The organism is Nocardia australiensis, from assembly GCF_020733705.1.
GTDB lineage: Bacteria > Actinomycetota > Actinomycetes > Mycobacteriales > Mycobacteriaceae > Nocardia > Nocardia australiensis.
Genome location: NZ_JAJFZM010000016.1, coordinates 100,713 through 120,733, shown reverse-complemented (window position 1 = coordinate 120,733; position 20,021 = coordinate 100,713). Strand labels below are relative to the sequence as shown.

Here is a 20,021-nt window from a genome sequence, read left to right as displayed (position 1 = left end):
TCCGGCGGCAGCTCGAGCCGACTGCCACAGCGGCGCCCGCTTGTCGTCGGGCGAGTGCCGCGCGAGTACAGCGAGAAAGACGAGCCCGCCAAGCGCAAGTCCGGTCAATTGCCCAGGCGCACACCATCTTTGATCAGTGCGCCCCACTTCGGCCTAGCGAAGACCACTATCCGGCCGGTAACTCCGGAATGCGAGTCGCCCTGGCGTAGACGGTCTCGCCCTCGTTCAGGTGCAATGCCGCGGCATCACCGCGGGTCACCTGCGCGGCGAACAGGTCGCCGGTGGCGGCGTTGCGCAACTCGACGCGAACCTCGAAGCCGAGGTGCACAACACGTTCCACGGTCGCCCTGGTGACACCCGACGATTCCGCAGTGCCCTCGTGCTCGGCCAACGCCATACTGGCGTCGCGTCCGACACGAATATCGTGCGGGCGCACCAGGTGTCCGTTGAGGCGGGCCACCGCGCCGAGGAAGGACATCACGAATTCGTTGGCGGGACGGTCGTACACGTCATCTGGGGTACCGATCTGTTCGATACGCCCCTTATTCATCACCGCGATCCGGTCCGCCACGTCGAGCGCCTCCTCCTGATCGTGGGTGACCAGCACGGTGGTCACGTGGACCTCCTCATGCAAGCGACGCAGCCAGGTGCGCAGGTCGGCACGCACCTTGGCGTCCAAGGCGCCGAACGGTTCGTCGAGCAGCAACACCTGCGGGTCGACGGCCAGCGCGCGAGCCAATGCCATGCGCTGGCGCTGGCCGCCCGACAGCTGCGCGGGGTAACGGTGCTGGAAGCCGTCGAGGCCGACGATGGCAAGCAGTTCGTCCACCCGCTTGGCGATCTCGGCCTTGGGGCGCTTGCGGATCTTGAGTCCGAACGCGACGTTATCGCGCACCGTCATGTGCTTGAACGCGGCGTAATGCTGGAATACGAAACCGATATCGCGCTTCTGCGGCGCGATCCTGGTGACGTCGTGTCCGGCGATGACGACAACGCCGGAGTCGAGCGATTCCAGGCCCGCGATCGAGCGCAACAGCGTCGACTTCCCCGAACCCGACGGCCCGAGCAGTGCGGTCAGTTCACCAGAGGGGATATCGATGGTGACATCGTCGAGGGCGGCGAACGAACCGTAGTTCTTCTTCGCATTGGTCACGGTAATCACTTGGTGGCCCGCTTACGTTCGAGGAGAGTCATCAGCAGAAGGACAACGAGGGCGATGCCCATCAGTAGGGTGGCGGCGGCGTAGGCACCGAAGGTGTTGTGGTCGTTGATGTATCGGCCGTGCACCAGCAGTGTCAGGGTTTGTGACTTACCCGGCAGCGCGGAGGACACCATGATCACCGCGCCGAATTCGCCGAGCGCGCGCGCCACGGTGAGCACCACGCCATAGGTGAGACCCCAGCGGATCGCGGGCAGCGTGATGCGCCAGAACGTCTGCCATCGGGAGGCGCCCAGGGTGGCCGCGGCCTGCTCCTGGTCATCACCGATTTCCTGCAGCACCGGCTCGACCTCACGCACGACAAACGGCAGCGTGACGAAGATGGTGGCGATAACCATGCCCGGCAGATTGAAAATCACCTTGAAGCCGACACCCTGCAGGCCGCCGAACCAGCCGCCCGCGCCCCACAGCGAGATCAGTGCGACGCCGACCACGACCGGTGATACCGCGAACGGCAGATCCACGATGCCCTGCACCAGCGTGCGGCCCGGGAACCTGCCACGCACCAGCGCGATCGCGGTGACAACGCCGAATACGACATTCAACGGGACAACGATCGCCACGATGATGATCGAGAGCTGGAACGCCGAGATCGCCGCTGGTGTGGTGATGGAGTCGATGAACGCGCCGATGCCCTTTCCGAAGGTCCGCCACAGAATGATGATCAGCGGCAGCACCAGCAGAATAAACAGATAGGCCAGCGCTACGGTCCGCAATGAAATGCGGGTCCATGCGGAAAGTCTCATCGTGCCGGCTCCAGTCTGCGGGGGTTCCCGCACCCCGGCGCCACGACGAGCGCGTCGCGATTGTGTCTCATCGTGCCGGCTCCAGCCTGCGGGGGTTCCCGCACCCCGGCGCCACGACGAGCGCGTCGCGATTGTGTCTCATCGTGCCGCCTGTTCCTTCCGCACACTGCGCTCGGCCCACAGCCGCAGCACCAACAGTGTCACGAACGAGATCACCAGCAGCACAACCGAAACCGCTGCCGCGTTCACCGGGCGGTCGATCTCGATCTGCTTCTGGATGTACTGCGAGGCCATCTCGGTTTTGCGCGGAATGGCGCCGCCGATCAGCACCACCGAACCGTATTCGCCGATGGCACGGGCGAAGGCGAGTCCGCCACCGCTGATGACGGCCGGGGCCAGCGTCGGCAGCACGATCCTGCGGAAGGTGGTCCAGTTGTCCGCACCGAGCGACAGCGCGGCCTGCTCCACCTCGCGGTCCGCCTCGATCAGCACCGGCTGAACCGACCGCACCACGAACGGCAGCGTCACGAACGCCAGCGCGACGATCAGACCGGGCTGGGTGGCGTTGAGGTGGATATCGACCGGGCTCTGCGGCCCGTACAGCGAGAGCAGCACGATGCTGGCCACAATGGTCGGCAGCGCGAACGGCAGGTCGATCAGCGCATTGACGATGCTCTTGCCCGGAAAGTCGTCCCGGACCAGCACCCACGCGATGAGCGTGCCCATCACCACGTTGAGCACCGCGACCACCACCGAAACCAGGACGGTAATGCGCAACGAGTCCAGCGCCGCGGGCGCGGTAACGGCGTCCCAGAAGCCGGACCAACCGTCATCGAAGGACGTGACAGTGAGCGCGGCCAGTGGCAGCAGCACGATGATGCTGAGCCATAACACCGCGGTGGCGATGCCGAGCGGGCCGACCGAACCGGTGACCCGCAACCACGACCAGTTCAAACGCCTGGATGCGGCGGACACCGCGGTGCCCGCTTCTTCGGAAACGCCGGAACCGGGCGCGGGCTCGGTTCCGGTGCTGCTGCTGTGTATCACGGTCTTCGAGTATCCCGTTCGTCCCAGGTCACCGAGCTACTTGGTCGCGTGGTCGTAGATGACCGCGACCGAACCGGTGTTCGGCGTGAACAGATCCTTGTCCACCGTCTGCCAGCCACCCAGGTCCGCGATCGTCCACAGCTTCTGCGGGCTCGGGAAGTCCTCGGCGTAGTCGGCGGCCACCTCGGGATCGACCGGGCGGAAACCGGCCGATGCCCAAGCCTTCTGCCCCTCGGGCGTATACAGGAAGTCGCGGAAGGCCGTGGCCTTCTCCAGGTTCTTGCTGTTCTTCAGCACCGCGACCGGGTTCTCGATCTTGAACGTGGTCGACGGAACGAGGTGCTCGATCGGGTCGCCGTTGCGTTCGGAGAAGATGGCCTCGTTCTCATAGCTCAGCAGCACGTCACCGGTGCCCTGCAGGAAGGTTTCGGTGGCTTCGCGGCCCGACTTCGGCTGCACCTTCACGTGATCGTTGGAGATGAGCTGGCTCAGGTAGTCCAGGCCCGCCTGCGGGTTCTTGCCGCCGTCGCTCTTGGCCGCGTACGGGGCCAGCAGGTTCCACTTGGCCGAGCCCGAACTGAACGGGTTCGGGGTGACCACCTCGACGCCCGGCTTCAACAGGTCGTCCCAATCCTTGATGCCCTTCGGGTTGTCCTTGCGGACCACGATCGACACGACCGAGCCGAACGGAATTCCCTTGGTGGCATCGGCATTCCAGCTCGAGTCGACCAGGCCGGCGTCGACGAGGCGGGTGACGTCGGGCTCGACCGAGAAGTTCACGATATCGGCCTCGGCGCCGTCCTTGACCTTGCGGGACTGATCGCCCGACGCGCCGTAGGCCCCGTTGACCTGAACGCCCTTGCCCTGGTCAGTCTTGTTGAATTCGGGCACGACCTTGTCGAAACCGGCCTTCGGGACCGCGTACGCATAGAGGTTCAGGGTGCCACCGCTACCGTCAGGGCCACCGCCTCCGACCGTGTCACTGGCTCCACCGCCGCACGCCGTGAGCACGACCGCCGCGACCGCGGTCAGAACGGCGGCGCCGAAGCGACGACGTGGCGAGAGCCAAGATTTACGAGACATGAGGGGTGGACCTTTCCAACGAACCGTCAGTTGTCGGCATTCGGTGACGGTGAAGAAGATATTGATCGGTAGAGCCGCGGCTGACTGATGCGGTGGCGCGGCTGTCGGCGGCGAAACGGCCGTCGGGGTTCGAGCAAATCTACGAAAAGGCGCACGCCAGTCTAGGGGAACGACGCGCCGAAGTGCCCGGTCACCGATCAGCGACAGTGAATGTCGGCGACCGCGAGATTGCCGACAGCGATCAACGCCAGTTCATGGCGGACCTGCGGGACGGCTCTCGAAGACACGGGCAGACTGTAGCAGAGCACCGCCACGAGTTCGAAATGAAAAATTCCAGGAAGACGGGGGTTTCATCCCATGACTACCAGCCCAGATCGCGTCCGCGTCCGCCTGCCGGGCATCAGCACGCGCACATGGGAACATCCGGCCGACCGCACCGCCCTGGTGACCTTGCGATCGCTGACCGGATTCGACACCGTGCTACGCACGATGTCGGGGTTGTTGCAGGAGCGACAGCACCGGTTGCTGTACCTCGCGACCGCGGTCCGGGTCGACGAGCGTCAGTTCCGCTCACTGCACCAGTTACGCGAGGATTGCGTCGAAATCCTCGACGCGAAAACCACGCCGGAAATGTTCGTGCTGCAGAGCCCGCACGTCAATGCGCTGACCATTGGCATGGACACCCCGTTCATCGTGTTGACCACTGGACTCATCGATCTGATGGACACCGAGGAGCTGCGCTTCGTCATCGGCCATGAACTCGGTCACGCGCTATCGGGTCACGCGGTATACCGCACCATGCTCATGCACCTGCTGCGGTTGTCGGCCGGTATCGGCTGGATGCCGGTGGGCGGCTGGGCATTACGCGCCATCGTGGCCGCGTTGATGGAGTGGAGTCGCAAATCCGAACTGTCGGGCGATCGGGCCGGGCTGTTGTGCGGACAGGACGTCGAGGCATCGGTCCGGGTGCATATGAAGACCGCGGGCGGTACCTGGATCAACGAAATGAACCATGGTGCGTTCCTCGCCCAGGCCGACGATTACGAGCGCTCCGGCGACCTGCGGGACGGGGTACTGAAGCTGCTCAATCTGGAATTGCAGAGCCATCCGTTCTCGGTGCTGCGCGCGGCCGAACTGCGCCGCTGGATCCAGTCCGGTGATTACAACCGCATTCTTGGCGGCGACTACCCGCGCCGTGAGCACGACAAGAACACCAGCATCACCGAGGAGATGAAGGAAGCCGCACGCACCTATCGGCAGAACTTCGACCAGTCCGAGGACCCTCTGGTTCGCACCGTGCGCAATCTGGGCCGCGACGTCGGTTCGGCAGTAAACACAGTCGGGCACGAAGTCGGTGAAACCGTGTCCAAAATCGGCAAACGCTTCAATGACTGGCGCGCCGGTGACCGTGACAACCCGCCCGCCGAGTAGTCCGGCCGACTCGCGCTAGCGGGTGAACAGCCAGGCGACCAGGACGAGAACAAGAAGAGCGACCAACGCCAGTTGCACGCGTGAGCGGGGCATCAATGCGCTCCGCTCTGCACGGTCTCGCGCGTTTCCACGCCGGCCGCGGGCAGATCGTCATGCGCGCCGGGGTTCGTGGGCGCGTGCCGACGATCGAGCATCCGCATTACCGCACGCAATATCCGATCGAGCGCGTAGGCGATCGCGAAGCTGACCGGCACCATGCCGACCAGGACAACCGCGAACTGCGGGATGAACGGCAACCCCGCCACCCATAGTTCGAACCCGTCCCACCATCCAGCGATCTGATGCACAACCACAGCCTACTCACGCGCCGAATCAGCTCATCCGGTGAACCTCACCGGAGGTCCGATGGCAGCCTCGCGCGCACCTACGAGAACCAGCACTGAAGTACGTGGCCTCCGGTGGCGCACAGACGCCACAAATTAGACTGCAGTATGGCGTCTTATGATGATCCTTCCGGTGAGCTGCCGATTCCCAGTGCACCGCTCATGCCGCACCATCATGCGGCCTTTCCGCCGATCGATGATTACGCCTTCCTATCGGATTGCGAGTCGACCTGTTTGATCGCCAGCAACGGCGCGGTCGAGTGGATGTGTATACCTCGCCCGGATTCGCCGACCATTTTCGGCGCCATGCTCGACCGCAGTGCGGGGCATTTCCGGATCGGCCCCTATGGGGTAAATGTGCCTGCCGCACGTCGCTATCTGCCCGGCGGGATGATTTTGGAAACCACCTGGCAGTCCGAGACCGGCTGGATCATCGTGCGCGACGCGCTGGTGCTCGGCCCGTGGCATAACACCGATCAACGCAGCAAGACGTATCGGCGAACACCGCTGGATTGGGATGCCGAACACATTTTGCTGCGCACGGTGAAATGCGTGAACGGCACGGTGGAGTTGGAGATGAGCTGTGAGCCTGCCTTCGACTATCACCGCGGCGCGGCGAGTTGGGAGTACACCGGCAAGGTGTACGAGGAGGCGACGGCGGTGCGCACGCTGGATCCGAGCGCGGGCCCGACACTGGTGCTGACCACCGATCTCCGGCTCGGACTCGAGGGCCGCGAAGCGCGGGCCCGGACCAGGATGCAGGAGGGCGACGAGGTTTTCATCGCTTTGACATGGTCGGAATTGCCCGCCCCGCGCACCTTCGCGGACGCGGCGCAGAAAATGTGGGCGACGACCGAATGCTGGCGCCAGTGGATCACATTGGGGGATTTCCCGGACCATCCGTGGCGCAATTATCTACAGCGCAGCGCGCTCACATTGAAGGGGCTCACCTATGCGCCGACCGGCGCGTTGATGGCCGCACCGACCACATCGTTGCCGGAAACACCAGGCGGGGAACGTAATTGGGACTACCGCTACTCCTGGGTCCGTGATTCGAGTTTCGCACTGTGGGGGTTGTACACCCTCGGTCTCGATCGCGAGGCAGACGATTTCTTCGCATTCCTCAATGACGCCTGCACCGATGACGATGGGGAACCTGTTCCGCTACAGGTGCTTTACGGTATCGGCGGCGAACGGGAAATCACCGAGTCCACGCTGGACAATCTGTCCGGCTATGACGGCGCGCGCCCGGTCCGCGTCGGCAATAACGCGTACAACCAGAACCAGCACGATATCTGGGGCACCATGCTCGACGCGGTGTATTTGCATGTGAAATCGCGCCAGCAGGTTCCGGAATCGCTGTGGCCGCTACTGGAACGTCAGGTGCACGCGGCTATCGCGCATTGGCAGGAGCCAGACCGTGGCATCTGGGAGGTGCGCGGCGAACCACAGCACTTCACCTCGTCGAAGGTGATGTGCTGGGTGGCGTTGGATCGGGGTGCGAAACTGGCCGAATTGCACGGTCAGTTCGAATACGCGACCCAGTGGTACACCATCGCCGAGGAGATCAAGGCCGACATACTCGAGCACGGCGTGAACGACGACGGGGTCTTCACACAGACCTACGACAGCGACACCCTGGACGCCTCGCTGCTGCTCGTGGTGTTGACCCGGTTCCTGCCACCCACCGATCACCGGGTGCGCGCGACTGTGCTCTCGATCGCCGACCGCCTCACCGAGAACGGTTTGGTGCTGCGGTATCGCACCGAGACCACCGATGACGGATTGTCCGGCGCGGAGGGCACGTTCACCATTTGCTCGTTCTGGTTGGTGTCGGCGCTGGTGGAGATCGACGAATTGCAGCGGGCCCGGCACCTGTGTGAACGCCTGCTCGGCTATGCGAGCCCGCTGCGGCTCTACGCCGAGGAGATCGACTCGCGCAGCGGACGCCATCTGGGTAACTTCCCGCAGGCGTTCACCCATCTGGCGTTGATCAACGCGGTAACACATGTGATCAGGGCCGAGGGTACGCGCTACAGCGGCGGATTCCAGCCCGCGCACACCCTGGGCATGTAACCGACCGACGCTAGACCGGGACGAGATCGTCTGCGCTCGAACGCAATCCGCGTAACTTGCCCAGTTGGGTGTCGAGTTCGGCGATGCGCGCTTCGCCGCGGTCACCGTACCTTCCAGACGCCTCCTCGGCGGCGCGCAGCCCTTCGTCGGCGGTGCGCAGCACGCTGGTGGCGGTATCGGTGAAATGGTCGCGCAGCGTGCGCTGCATGGCGCGCAACCGGTTTCGCGATTCCTTGCCGACCTGGAAGATCACATCGTCCATCAGTCGCGCGACCGCGACCTTCGCCTCGGCCTGGCGGCGCTGCTTGCGTGCCTTGCGGTCGTCCCACAGCGCGTTGACGCCGAGCAGCACCGCGGCGGCGGCCGAATACCAGTTCACCAGCGGCATTTTCAACAGGCTGGTGAGCAAGCCGACCATGAGCAGGCCGCCGTAGGACCCACGCATGGCGGTCAGCAGCTGGGTGAACACGCCGGATTTCGCGCTCACCAACGGTTCCAACGGCGCGACCGATTCCAGCACCTCACCGGGATTGGACAGTCGCAGATCCGGCAGCGGCGGGGTGCGGTTGTCGGCGGGGAACCGCGCGGCCACCTGCTCACACAATTCCACCGAGCGGTAGTGCGCCATAACGAAGTTCTCCTCGACAGCCTCGCAGATACGCGCGTCGAGGTCGGTCCCGAACTCCTTCCAGCGACGAGCCGGGTCGGATTCGATGATCTCGGCCTCGGCGTCACGAACCAGGCTGCGCAACCTGTGACGCAGGTCGTGTTCGATGTCGGCCATCAACTCGGTACTGCCGTCGACGAGAGTGATCTGCCAATTGGCCGAGCGTTGCCGCAATTGGTCGGCCTGATCGCGGGCCGCGGTCAATTGGGACGTAATCTCGGCGCGCCTGCGCGGGTCACGCAACGCATCCGCCTCGGTACGCAGCGTCGTCGCCAGATGATCGGTGACCAGCCGGATGTCCTGCACCGCGGCGTCGATAGCGACCGTGTCCGCCCGGGCCACCACATAGTCGCGCAGGTGATCGATGAGCTGCGGCACACCGGATTCGATGTCGCGCTGGTAATTTCCCGCCTGCCTGTGCAGTTGCGCGGAGACCGGCGCCACGGCGAAACTGAGCCCGGCCGCGTCGAGCAGTTCCCGGTTACGCTGCTGAACCTGCTGCCATTGCGGATACAGGTCGATCTTGTTGAGCACGCACACCACGGTCGGGCACACCTGCTGGATGCGCTGCAACTGGGTGATCTGTTCGGGTCCGAGTTCGGCGGCGGCCGCACCGACGTAGAGCACGGCGTCGGCGGCGGCGATCATCGACCAGGTGGTGTGGTCGTCGGCATCGGCGCCGGGCGCGTCCATCACCACGACGCCGTCGGCCAGTAATGCGGCGGGCTCGGTGAACTCGGCGCGGATCACACCGTCGGCGCGCAATGCCGGGGCCGGGTCCAGCGGATCCACCGACTGACGTTCAGTGCGCCCATTGCCGAGCGACTTCACCAGGGTCGCGGTCGGTTCAGGTCCGTACTCGACGATCACCGGGACGCTCAACGTACTGTCGGTGGCGCTGACCTCCGCGCCGACCAACCCGTTGACCAGGGTGCTCATCCCGTTCTTCGAGTCACCGACGACCACGACCCTGACCCGGGGGTCGCTGACCCTGGCCCGGACCATGTTCAGGCGTCCACCCAGGTCGTCACGCCCCGCGGACCGGGTCATCTCCCGCAGTTCGTCGAGAATCCGGATGAGCGGCGCCATCGCGTTCGGGTGTTTCACCGTCACGGCCTCCAGCCCGGCTGCGGCAGACAACGCCCCTCCTCACACTCGCTTCTTCGATCAACGATGTCTTCGATAAACGATGACATGGTGGCGCGGGGACCGTGTAAGCGCCCCACGTCCGGCTACTGCGGTGCGACCCGCCTACATCAACACAATGTCCAGTCCGCCCGGCATCAGGTGATGAGTCCCGGCGACGGTCGCATCGGACATCAGCGGCGTGGCCAGACCGTCGGCCGCCATGACCGTCAGCGCCGCGTGCTCATCGCCGACCGGCACCAGCAGGGACGCGTTGTGTGGGTCGAGCAACCCGCCCCATCCCAAATCACCCGCGATGGCATGCGGTTTGGGATCCACGCCTGCCGGGGGCTGCACCTGCGCGGTCGGCACCGGCATCGTCGGCACCTGCGCGGTCGGCAGCTGCGCGGTCGGCACCTGCGCGGTCGGCACCTGCACTGTCGGCATGTCGACGTCCATCGTCGGCACGGTCTGGGTCGGCACGGTCGCGCCGTGCGACACCGTGGGTTGCGATGGGTACTGGGTGGGCACATCCGCGGTCGGAATGTCGGCGGTCGGAACAGCCACGGTCGGCTGGGTGTTCGTGGACGGTGCGGGATGACCGGTGGCACCCGCACCGCCGGTGCTGGGGGTGGATACGTCACCACCGGTACTCGGTGTGGTCACGCCTCCCGTGCCGGGCTTGGTCGAGCCCGCGCCACCGGTGCTCGGCGTGGTCACATCGTCATCCACTGTCGTGGGCACGGTGTGGGTCGGGGTGACCTGCGTCGGGTGTGGCAGTGTGACGCTCGGCAGCTTGGTCGGATCGATGTCGGTCCCGGTTCCCGGGATCGGCTTCGTGGTGATACCCGTGCCCGGCGTGTGGGTAGTCCCGTCCGGTGTTTTGGGCAAGCTCGGGGTGGGGATGGTCGCGGTGACCGTCGTCGGATGTGTCGGCACTGTCGAACCGCCGGAATGCGACGAATCGCCGGTATTGCCGTGATCGCCCACCACCGGCTTCACCGGTGCCGGACGCGAGGTCTCGAACAGCGCGGGAACCGCTGCGGCGGGCGCTGTCAGCGGTGACGGACCAGGTGGCGGCGCAAGGACATTGGCGACCGGGGTGCTCGCGATATCCGGCTGGATCGTGGTCTGCAACGGGGTGGCCGCGACCGGCTGCGCGACGTTCACCACTGGCGCCGCGGGCGCCGCGGGCGGCGGCGGCGCGATAGGCGCAACCGGCGCGATGGGCGTTGCCGCGACCATTGGCTGCGCCGCGACGGTCGGCAGTGCGGGCTGACCCACGCTCGCGCCGACCCCCTGTGAGGCGGGTCCGAAACCTGAATTTCCCGCCGCCCCATGATGATCCGTCGTCGAACGCGCCGGGCTCCCCGGATGCGCACCCGGTGTGGAGCTATCGAGCCAGTCGCTGTAGCGATCGACCTGATCACCGACATTGTTGCCCGCCGCGGCGGTGACCTTCATCCCGGCGGACGCTTCCACCCGCAGGTCGGTATTCACATATGCGCCGCCCGGGCCGATACCGACATCGATATGAAACCCGGTGTGAATGTGCGCATCGGCCTGCACGCCGAGATACGCGCCGAAGTCGTTGTCGCCGATACCGTCGAAGAGATGGCTGCCCGCGCCGCCGGCACCATGGTCGAGACCGTCGTCGTGGCCGTTGAAACCGTTGCCCGCGAACCCGTTACCCATGAACGTGGTGCCATCCACACCATGGTTACCGAAGCCGTGGCCATCGAAGGCATGGCTGCCGATACCGTCGAGGTGATGGGTCGGGGCCGCGTCGTCGTCACTGCCGGACACCGACCTGTCGGCGACGGCCTTCTCCTCGGCGTGCGCCGGAAGGCGGGGCAGGCCAAAGATATCGGAGCCCGGCGGCACGAAGCCCGCGCCATCCGGAAGTCCGAAACCATGTCCGGCCGGGCCGAGGCCATGCCCGGGCAGACCGAAGCCGTGACCGCCGTCCTCGCCGCCACTGCGCCAATCGGGAATCTGCGGGATATGGATGTTCGGCCCCGGGATCGTCGGGGCGTGCGCCTCGGGGGCGGCATCGTTGGGTGTGCGCCAGCCGTCGCGATAATCCTCCCGGTTCGGGATCGACGGTGCGTGTCCCCCGGGGGCCGTGTCGTTGGGTGTGCGCCAGCCATCGCGATAATCCTCCCGGTTCGGGATCGACGGTGCGTATCCCCCGGGGGCCGTGTCGTGCGGGGTGCGCCAGCCGTCGTGGTATTGCTCCTGACTCGGCAACGAGTTCGGGCCAGGACCACCTTCTTGCCACTTGGGCACCGGCGGCTGCCAGGCGGGCGGTGCGGCCTCGCCGGTCGGCGGATGGAAACCGTGGCTGACATCGCGGATCGGTGGTGGAGGCACCGAATCCGGGTCCGGCTCGGGAAAAGTGACGACGGGGCTCGGCGCGTCCGGTTCCGGATCGGTGCTGCGAGCCCAACCGGTGTGCCAGCTGTCGAGCCGCTGCGAATCCGGTTGCGCGGGTACGCCGCCACCGTTGGCAGCTACCAGCGCGCCACCGGTGACATACGCGCCGGCCCTCGCCACCCGTGCGACACCGGTCGCAACGCGATACGCCGTATCGCCCGCACGGTCGTCAGCGTTGGTGTCATCGCTGTCGAATGGCAGGTCACTCGTCATGCAAGCTCCACTCTCGGGTTTCCAGCATCCTCACCGCGCCGGGAGACCGAGTGAAGATCATCTAACGATATTTCCGGAAATCGCAGCTGTCACATTCTCCGGCAACCCTGCCACGCTGGTTAACAGAACGGAAGCCCTCTACTTTGGGGGCATTGCATACTGGGCACCCTCTTTAAAAGGTAGTGCCACCAGGCATAATCCGTATGTCCAAGTCCTCGTCGCAATCGCGCGACGAAGCCGCGGCGGCGAAGATTAAGAAGTCTCTGACAATTTACTCGAACGCCCTACTTACCCTTGGGTTTGTCGGAGGCGGCGTCCGAAGACAGCGCGGCGACAAAGGCTTCCTGCGGAACCTCCACCCGGCCGATGGTCTTCATCCGCTTCTTGCCTTCCTTCTGCTTCTCCAGCAGCTTGCGCTTACGGCTGATGTCACCGCCGTAGCACTTGGCGAGCACGTCCTTGCGGATGGCCCGAATGTTCTCGCGGGCAATGATTTTCGAGCCGATTGCGGCCTGAATCGGCACTTCGAATTGCTGGCGCGGAATGAGCTCACGCAGCTTGGTTGTCATCTTGTGGCCGTAGGCCTGGGCGGCATCGCGGTGCACGATCGCCGAGAACGCGTCGACCGCCTCGCCCTGCAGCAGGATGTCCACCTTCACCAGCGCCGCCTGCTGCTCGCCCGCCTCTTCATAATCGAGGCTGGCATAGCCACGGGTGCGCGACTTCAGCGAATCGAAGAAGTCGAAGATGATCTCGGCCATGGGCATGGTGTAGCGCAGTTCGACGCGCGTCTCCGACAGGTAGTCCATGCCGCCGAGCTCGCCGCGACGCTGCTGACACAACTCCATGATGGAGCCGATGAACTCGCTCGGCGAGATGACCGTGCACTTCACCACCGGCTCGAAGACGTTGCGCACCTTGCCTTCCGGCCAGTACGAGGGATTGGTGACGACGTGCTCGGTGTCGTCCTCCATCTCCACCCGGTACACCACGTTCGGCGCGGTGGAGATCAGGTCCAGATCGAACTCGCGCTGTAGTCGTTCGCGCGTGATCTCCATATGCAGCAGCCCGAGGAACCCGCAGCGGAAACCGAAGCCGAGCGCGACGGAGGTTTCCGGCTCGTAGGTCAGCGCGGCGTCGTTGAGTTGCAGCTTGTCCAGCGCGTCGCGCAGGTCCGGGTAGTCGGAGCCGTCGACGGGGTAGAGGCCGGAATAGACCATCGGACGCGGCTCCCGGTAACCGGTGAGCGGTTCGATAGCGCCGTTGCGGGCAACGGTGACGGTGTCACCGACCTTCGACTGACGCACATCCTTCACGCCGGTGATCAGGTAACCGACCTCGCCGACGCCAAGGCCCTTGGTGGCCTTGGGCTCCGGGGACACGATGCCGACCTCGAGCAGTTCGTGCGTCGCGCCGGTCGACATCATCTTGATCTTCTCGCGCGGAATGATCTTGCCGTCCACCACCCGGACATAGGTGACAACGCCACGGTAGGTGTCGTAGACGGAGTCGAAGATCATCGCGCGGGCGGGTGCGTCGGGATTGCCTACCGGCGCGGGCACCTGCTTGATGACCTCGTTCAGCAGCTCCGTCACCCCGACACCGGTCTTGCCCGACACCCGCAACACGTCGTCGGGCTCGCAACCGATGATGTGCGCGATCTCGGCCGCATAGCGGTCCGGGTCGGCCGCGGGCAGATCGATCTTGTTGAGCACCGGGATGATCGTCAGATCCTTGTCCAGCGCGAGATACAGATTCGCCAGCGTCTGCGCCTCGATGCCCTGTGCGGCATCCACCAGCAGCACCGCGCCCTCGCATGCCTCCAGCGCACGCGACACCTCGTAGGTGAAGTCGACGTGCCCCGGCGTATCGATCAGGTGCAGGACGTAGTCCTCGGATCCACCTGGCGTTTCGATCGTCCAGGGCAGGCGGACGTTCTGGGCCTTGATGGTGATACCGCGCTCACGCTCGATATCCATCCGGTCCAGATACTGGGCGCGCATCTGCCGCTCTTCGACCACACCGGTCAACTGCAGCATGCGATCGGCCAGCGTCGACTTTCCGTGGTCGATGTGCGCAATGATGCAGAAGTTCCGGATCCGCGCGGGATCGGTGAACGTCGTGTCGGCGAAGCTGGCGGGCACTCCACTCCTCATGGGTATCGGCAAACTTCGTCCATCGTCCCATGAGCGGTGCACGCCATTTGCCATCGGTTGGCCGTAGTCCAGATCACAGTCGATGCACGCGGGCGATACTCGACGGCGGATTCGGCGCGCAAGCGGCAAATTCGCCGCGAAACCCGTCGAATTCCGGCACGGATGAACGAACGTGGGCGCGCCGTTATTCTGCTGAGATGGCCCGAAGCTGGAACTCTCTCGGCAAGCAGTTAGGCATCATCGCGAAGGATCAGGGTCCCAAGTTCGTCAAGCAGCAGGGACCGAAGCTGGTGGACAAGCTGGTCAGCAGCCTCGCGCAGCGCCGCACCCCCACCGTCCCGGTGCGTCCGACGGCGGGCGTGGGGGTGCCGACCGCGCAGCGCGCCCGTCAGATCGTCTACGCGCCCCAACTGGATGGGCGCGCCGACCCCGGCGAGATCGTGTGGACCTGGGTGCCCTACGAGGAAGACCCGAACAATGGCAAAGATCGCCCGGTGCTCGTCGTCGGCCGCGACAGCCGCACCCTGCTCGGCCTGATGCTGTCATCGAATCCGCAGCGGGCGCACGATCGCAACTGGGTCGGAATCGGCAGCGGCAGTTGGGATCACGAGGGCAGGCCGAGCTGGGTCCGGCTCGATCGGGTGCTCGACGTGCCCGAGGACGGGATACGCCGTGAGGGCGCGATCGTGGCGCGCAAGACCTTCGACCTGGTCGCGCACCGTCTGGTCATCGAATATCACTGGAGCTGAGGCGAATACACGTCGCGGGTAATCGCTGTACAGAACTCATGCGAACATCTCGCGGGAGCGGCCGTATAACAGACCGTAGATCAGCGCGCCCAGCGCGCCGCCGATCAGCGGGAACACGATGAACGCCCACACCTGCCCCATCGCACCGTCCTGGTAGGGCGCGACGCCGAGGCTGCGAGCCGGGTTGACCGACGTGTTGTCCACGGGAATGGCGATGAGGTGGATGACCGCGAGGGTGACACCGATGGCCAAGCCTGCCATCGGCACATCGGAGATTTGATCCGTGGAGGCCAGCACCACGAACACCAGCACCGCGGTCAGCATGACCTCGATGATGATCACCGCGGCCAAGCCGTAACCGTTCTGGACGACGACCCCGCCGAGCGGTCCGGTCTGCGCCGACGGGCTGTGCTTACCCCAGCCGTTGGCGCCGAGCCCGTCGATCGCCCGGTCGTAGGCAGGCAGGTTCTTGGCGAGCGCGAACAGTACGAGACCGGCCAGGAACGCGCCGATCAGCTGGGCGATCACATAGCCTGCGGCGCTGATCGCCGACAGTCGCCCGAGCAGCAGATGGCCGATGGTGACGGCGGGATTGACGTGGCAGCCGGAGATCGGCCCGATCGTATAAACCAGGAACATCAGTGCGAGGCCGAAGGCGAGCGCGATCCCCAGCGCGCCGACCCGGTTGCCTGCCAGCACGGCGGTACCGACACCACCGATCACCAGAATGAAGGTGCCGAGCGCCTCCGCGGCCCACTTCTTGACCTCGGGAGTCGGTTCTAGTTCGGCGGCCTCTTCGACAACTTCCTGAGCAGTAGGCATACTCGTCACCTTCCGAGAGGATGACCCCCGCGAACACGGGGAGCACTGGTCATGCAGGTCCTAGGCGTTCGATACCGGCGAAAATTGTCGATCTGCTCGGACGTTACGCGAGGTCGATGTGCTCCACAACAACCTCGGCACCAGGACGGCTTTTTTCGCCGGCCTATCGGGTGGCTACGCGAGGCGGGTTATCTCGACGACGACCGCAAGGTCGGTCGATCCGCCGCCCGAGAAGATGCCCTTCAACGGCGGCACATCCGCGTAATCGCGCCCGACGCCGACCGAAACATGCTGTTCGTTGATGGCGATGTTGTTGGTGGGGTCATAGCCCCACCACATTCCGGTCCACGCCTCGATCCAGGCATGCGATTGGCCTGCCTCGGTATGGCCGATCTCGGCGGCGGGATCGGGGTGCAGGTAGCCGGAGACGTAGCGGCTGGGGATCCCCATACTGCGCAACAGCACCAAGCTCAGGTGCGCGTAGTCCTGGCAGACTCCCTTGCGTTCGGCGAACGCCTGCACGGCCGAGGTGTGCACCGAGGTGGTGCCCGCGGTGTAGTCCATGTTTTCGTGCACCCATTCGGCGGCGCGGACCACGGCTTTCGCCGGTGCGACCCCCTTGGCCAGCTGCCGGGCGATGGTGTCCAGTTTTCTGTTGCGCGGTACGTAGGTGGTGGCCGACAGCATTTCGTCGAAACGGTCACCGATCGACTCGGAACGCAACTGTTCCCACGACAATTCCTCGGCCGGGCTCGCGAATGGTTCGGTCTCGACTACCGATGAACCGGTGACCTCCAGTTCGGTGTGCGGGGCATGCAGGTCGAAGGCCGTTACCGCGGTACCCCAGTAGTCGGTGTAGCGATAGGACCGCGTGGCGGGCACCGTCTCCACGCGATTGAGGATGACGTTCTGCCTGCTGTCGGCGCGCGGGGTCAGCCTGGCCTCATTGAACGACCGGGTGACCGGCGCGTCGTACACATAGCCGGTGGTGTGCACCACCCGGATTCGCCAGCTCACAATTCACCTTCCACCCGCACGTGGTTGTCATGGCTGCTGCGCAGATCGGTCCAGGCCACCCAGGGCGCGGCGTGAAAGTACTGCAACGCGATCGCCTCGCTGACCTCGCGACAGGTCGTCTGCAACGAGAGCAGCCGGGTCTGCAGGTCCTCCAAAAGCACACCCGGAGGCAGGAATTCGAGTTCGCTGCGGGCCCGGCCGAGCAGCCTCTGCGCCTCGTGCCTAGCACCGACCCGGCTGTTGGGCCGTTGATCGAGCTCGGCGAGACAGGTTTCGGCAACCCGCACCGAATGGAAGACCGAACGCGGAAACAGTCGGTCGAGCAGGATGAATTCGGCGACCAGGTTAGCGTCCAGTGCGCCACGATGGGTACGCAGATAGGTGTCGTGCGCGCCCGCCGAGCGCAGCACGGTCACCCAGGCTGGTGAGGAGGTGCGGTCCCCGGCACGCGAAAGCAGCAGGCGCACCGTCATATCCACGCGTTCGATGGAGCGCCCGAGCAGCAGGAAGCGGTAGCCGTCGTCGCGGCTGAGGGTGGAATCGGAGAGACCGGCGAACATCGCGGTCCGGTCCTTGATATAGCGGAAGAACTCGTGCGGGCCGAGACTGCGCGCGGCCCGCTCCGCCACCGACAGGCCGATATAGGTGGCGTTGAGGCACTCCCACATTTCGCTGGAGGTGACTTCCCTCGCGCCCCTGGCATTCTCGCGAGCATTGACGATCGAGTCGATAATCGAGCCGCCGCGATCATGACTGAACGCGACCAGATCCGTGACCGACCAGACGTCGAGCTCACCGGCCTGCGGCTCGATTCCGAGCACGCGCAACAGCACTCGGGAGGTCCGGTCCGGGTCGACCGTCGCGTCCTCGAGTAGTTGATGCACCGCGACATCGAGAATGCGGGCGGTATCGTCGGCCCGTTCGACATACCGGCCGATCCAATACAGCGATTCGGCGTTGCGGGCCAGCATCAGGCCACCACCCCTGACCCCGGCCGTCGGCCCGGTACCGGCCCCAACGAGTGCTGGTGCTGTTCCTGCTGTTGTTGCTGTTGTTGCTGATTCGCCTGATCGGTGGTGAGACCCCGGCCCAGCTCCCGGGTATCCGATTGGGGCGGATCGCTCACCAGCTCGTCACCGGCGAGCTCGCGGTCGGCGGGCGAGGCCCGCCCCGAGAGCACCCAGGTGTCCTTACTGCCGCCGCCCTGACTCGAATTGACCACCAACGAGCCCGCTGGCAACGCGACGCGCGTCAGCCCGCCGGGCAGCACCCAGATGTCGTCGCCGTCGTTGACCGCGAATGGCCGCAGGTCGACGTGGCGCGGCACCAACTCGTCGCCGATCTTGGTCGGCACCGTCGACAACTGCACCACCGGCTGCGCGATCCACCCCCGCGGATTCGCCCTGATCTTGCGACGCGTCGCCTCCAACTCGCGCGCCGAGGCGTCCGGACCGATGACGATGCCGTAACCGCCGGAACCCTCCACCGGCTTGATCACCAGCTCGCCGATCCGGTCGAGCACCTCCGCGCGTTCATCGTCGAGCCAGCAGCGATAGGTGTCGACATTCGGCAGCACCGGCTTCTCACCGAGGTAGTACTCGATGATCGTCGGGACATAGGCGTAGATCAGTTTGTCGTCGCCGACGCCGTTGCCGATCGCGCTGGAGATGACCACATTGCCCGCTCGCGCGGCGTTCACCAGTCCGGCGACGCCGAGCACCGAATCCGGCCGGAAGTGCATCGGATCGAGGAAGGCGTCGTCGATGCGGCGATAGATCACGTCGACCTGCCGCTCCCCCGCCGTGGTGCGCATGTAGACGACATTGTCGCGGCAGAACAGGTCACGGCCCTCGACCAGCTCCACCCCCATCTGCCTGGCCAGCAGCGAGTGCTCGAAGTACGCCGAGTTGTACACACCCGGTGTGAGCACGACGACCGTCGGATCGGCCTCGTTCGGCGCGGCCGAGGCGCGCAGCGCACGCAACAGGTGGGTCGGGTAGTCGCCGACCGCGCGCACCCGATGCGAGAAGAACAGATCGGGGAAGACCCTGGCCATGGTGCGCCGGTTCTCCATCACATACGAGACGCCCGACGGGGAGCGCAGATTGTCTTCCAGTACGCGGAACTCGCCGTGCTCGTCACGGATCAGGTCGATACCCGCGACGTGGATACGGACCCCGTTGGGCGGGACCAGGCCTGCGGCTTCGCGGTGAAAGTGCTGGCAGGAGGTGACAAGGCGCCTCGGGATCACCTTGTCGCGCAGGATGTTCTGCTCGCCGTACACGTCGGCGAGGAACAACTCCAGCGCCGTCACCCGCTGTTTGATGCCACGCTCGAGCTTGTTCCACTCCGCCGCCGCGATCACCCTCGGCACCAGATCGAGCGGGAACGGTCGTTCCTGCCCCGACAGTGAGAAGGTGATGCCCTGATTGATGAAGGCCCGGTCCAGGGCGTCGGAGCGGGCGGCCAGATCAGCCACATCGATCGGCGCCAGTGCGGCGAAAATCCCCTTGTAGGGCTGGCGCACTCGGCCGGCGCTATCGAACACCTCGTCGAACGCTCGCTCGAATCGACCCGGCCGATAGCCTTCGAACAGTCCTTGCGGCACCCCTCTGCTATGGCTACCGGTAGGCAGGTTCGACCGGACCGATGACGGCACAGCAGCGCGGGCCGCGCGCGGCGGCGAGGCGGAGGTCATGCAAGAATCGTGCGCCATGCAGCGGCTTTGCCGTGTGAGACGCAGGTTGAATTCTTGCATCGCTCCCGCATTTCAGTCGAAAATCTCGTTCTGCCGATCGGCGGGTCCTACCTCGGCGTTTACCACGATTTCGTGTGCTGTGCGACGGCTGGT

Annotated in this window: 16 protein-coding genes; 3 read left to right on the top strand and 13 right to left on the bottom strand. The window is 65.2% G+C overall.

Annotated elements, in window-relative coordinates; translation table 11 throughout:
* Window positions 1-166 precede the first annotated feature (166 nt).
* The 5 genes from LKE06_RS27870 to LKE06_RS33385 all read right to left on the bottom strand — a co-directional run bounded on the left by LKE06_RS27870 (window position 167) and on the right by LKE06_RS33385 (window position 4,382).
* Window positions 167-1,162, bottom strand: a complete 996-nt coding sequence (locus LKE06_RS27870) for a sulfate/molybdate ABC transporter ATP-binding protein (RefSeq protein WP_228002317.1) — start codon at window positions 1,160-1,162, stop codon at window positions 167-169.
* A complete protein-coding gene (gene cysW / locus LKE06_RS27865; protein ID WP_228002316.1) occupies window positions 1,159-1,965 on the bottom strand; it encodes a sulfate ABC transporter permease subunit CysW in 807 nt (268 codons plus the stop codon). The genes LKE06_RS27870 and cysW overlap by 4 nt, the downstream gene beginning before the upstream one ends.
* A gap of 138 nt (window positions 1,966-2,103) precedes the next feature.
* The gene (gene cysT, locus LKE06_RS27860; RefSeq protein WP_228002588.1) at window positions 2,104-2,919 is read right to left on the bottom strand and encodes a sulfate ABC transporter permease subunit CysT; all 816 of its coding nucleotides are present in this window, start codon (window positions 2,917-2,919) and stop codon (window positions 2,104-2,106) included.
* A 129-nt stretch (window positions 2,920-3,048) separates the two neighbouring features.
* On the bottom strand, window positions 3,049-4,095 hold the full coding sequence (locus LKE06_RS27855; RefSeq protein ID WP_228002315.1) for a sulfate ABC transporter substrate-binding protein: 1,047 nt from the start codon (window positions 4,093-4,095) through the stop codon (window positions 3,049-3,051).
* A gap of 197 nt (window positions 4,096-4,292) precedes the next feature.
* Complete coding sequence (locus LKE06_RS33385) at window positions 4,293-4,382, bottom strand: Ms4533A family Cys-rich leader peptide (RefSeq protein WP_372477438.1); 90 nt, start codon at window positions 4,380-4,382, stop codon at window positions 4,293-4,295.
* Between the two features lie 70 nt (window positions 4,383-4,452).
* Between LKE06_RS33385 and LKE06_RS27850 the strand changes: the two genes are divergently transcribed.
* Window positions 4,453-5,526 carry a M48 family metallopeptidase gene (locus LKE06_RS27850; RefSeq protein ID WP_228002314.1) on the top strand — a complete coding sequence of 358 codons (1,074 nt, stop codon included), beginning with the start codon at window positions 4,453-4,455 and terminating at the stop codon, window positions 5,524-5,526.
* A 92-nt stretch (window positions 5,527-5,618) separates the two neighbouring features.
* Here the strand turns inward: LKE06_RS27850 and LKE06_RS27845 are convergent, their stop codons facing one another.
* A complete protein-coding gene (locus LKE06_RS27845) occupies window positions 5,619-5,873 on the bottom strand; it encodes a hypothetical protein (protein WP_228002313.1) in 255 nt (84 codons plus the stop codon).
* 144 nt (window positions 5,874-6,017) lie between these two features.
* On the opposite strand from LKE06_RS27845, the gene LKE06_RS27840 reads away from it, so the two are divergent.
* Window positions 6,018-7,985, top strand: a complete 1,968-nt coding sequence (locus LKE06_RS27840) for a glycoside hydrolase family 15 protein (RefSeq protein ID WP_372477437.1) — start codon at window positions 6,018-6,020, stop codon at window positions 7,983-7,985.
* Between the two features lie 10 nt (window positions 7,986-7,995).
* Here the strand turns inward: LKE06_RS27840 and LKE06_RS27835 are convergent, their stop codons facing one another.
* From LKE06_RS27835 to lepA, 3 genes are all read right to left on the bottom strand, one after another.
* The gene (locus LKE06_RS27835) at window positions 7,996-9,792 is read right to left on the bottom strand and encodes a dynamin family protein (RefSeq protein ID WP_228002312.1); all 1,797 of its coding nucleotides are present in this window, start codon (window positions 9,790-9,792) and stop codon (window positions 7,996-7,998) included.
* A 111-nt stretch (window positions 9,793-9,903) separates the two neighbouring features.
* Window positions 9,904-12,426 carry a hypothetical protein gene (locus LKE06_RS27830; RefSeq protein ID WP_228002311.1) on the bottom strand — a complete coding sequence of 841 codons (2,523 nt, stop codon included), beginning with the start codon at window positions 12,424-12,426 and terminating at the stop codon, window positions 9,904-9,906.
* 284 nt (window positions 12,427-12,710) lie between these two features.
* A complete protein-coding gene (gene lepA, locus LKE06_RS27825; protein WP_228002310.1) occupies window positions 12,711-14,582 on the bottom strand; it encodes a translation elongation factor 4 in 1,872 nt (623 codons plus the stop codon).
* Between the two features lie 197 nt (window positions 14,583-14,779).
* On the opposite strand from lepA, the gene LKE06_RS27820 reads away from it, so the two are divergent.
* Window positions 14,780-15,331: a type II toxin-antitoxin system PemK/MazF family toxin gene (locus LKE06_RS27820; protein WP_228002309.1), complete on the top strand. Its 552-nt coding sequence runs from the start codon at window positions 14,780-14,782 to the stop codon at window positions 15,329-15,331.
* Between the two features lie 36 nt (window positions 15,332-15,367).
* Here the strand turns inward: LKE06_RS27820 and LKE06_RS27815 are convergent, their stop codons facing one another.
* The 4 genes from LKE06_RS27815 to LKE06_RS27800 all read right to left on the bottom strand — a co-directional run bounded on the left by LKE06_RS27815 (window position 15,368) and on the right by LKE06_RS27800 (window position 19,868).
* Window positions 15,368-16,153 (bottom strand): aquaporin, encoded by a 786-nt coding sequence (locus tag LKE06_RS27815; RefSeq protein ID WP_228002308.1) that lies wholly within the window; start codon window positions 16,151-16,153, stop codon window positions 15,368-15,370.
* Window positions 16,154-16,327: 174 nt separating this feature from the next.
* On the bottom strand, window positions 16,328-17,170 hold the full coding sequence (locus LKE06_RS27810; RefSeq protein WP_228002307.1) for a transglutaminase family protein: 843 nt from the start codon (window positions 17,168-17,170) through the stop codon (window positions 16,328-16,330).
* The gene (locus tag LKE06_RS27805; protein ID WP_228002306.1) at window positions 17,167-18,141 is read right to left on the bottom strand and encodes an alpha-E domain-containing protein; all 975 of its coding nucleotides are present in this window, start codon (window positions 18,139-18,141) and stop codon (window positions 17,167-17,169) included. Before LKE06_RS27805 ends, LKE06_RS27810 begins: the two co-directional genes overlap by 4 nt.
* The gene (locus LKE06_RS27800) at window positions 18,141-19,868 is read right to left on the bottom strand and encodes a circularly permuted type 2 ATP-grasp protein (RefSeq protein WP_228002305.1); all 1,728 of its coding nucleotides are present in this window, start codon (window positions 19,866-19,868) and stop codon (window positions 18,141-18,143) included. The genes LKE06_RS27805 and LKE06_RS27800 overlap by 1 nt, the downstream gene beginning before the upstream one ends.
* Window positions 19,869-20,021 lie beyond the last annotated feature (153 nt).